This window comes from Alicyclobacillus sp. CIJ1 (assembly GCF_057538885.1).
This window is the reverse complement of sequence record NZ_BAAJPH010000041.1, coordinates 1-289: the sequence shown is the minus strand read 5'-3', so window position 1 is coordinate 289 and position 289 is coordinate 1. Positions and strand designations below refer to the sequence as shown.

Genomic DNA, 289 nt, shown 5'->3' with positions numbered 1-289 from the left:
CAGGGTGCGCATTTCACTACACCCCACGCTCGCTGCTTGGACGGCCTCTTCCATCCGGCCGCTTCCCTCGTCCTCCTGCGTCACCCCTTCGCTCAAACGCCTACGGTGGTACAGGAATGTCAACCTGTTCTCCTTCGGCTACGCCTTTCGGCCTCGCCTTAGGTCCCGACTGACCCTGGGCGGACGAGCCTTCCCCAGGAAACCTTGGGCTTTCGGCGGAGGGGATTCTCACCCCTCTTTTCGCTACTCATACCGGCATTCTCACTTCCATGCGCTCCACCAAGCCTTA

Annotated in this window: 1 rRNA gene; it reads right to left on the bottom strand. The window is 60.9% G+C overall.

From position 1 onward, the window contains the following. Positions 1 to 289: ribosomal RNA gene (locus tag AC27E8_RS00300) — 23S ribosomal RNA — on the bottom strand; the annotation flags it as partial.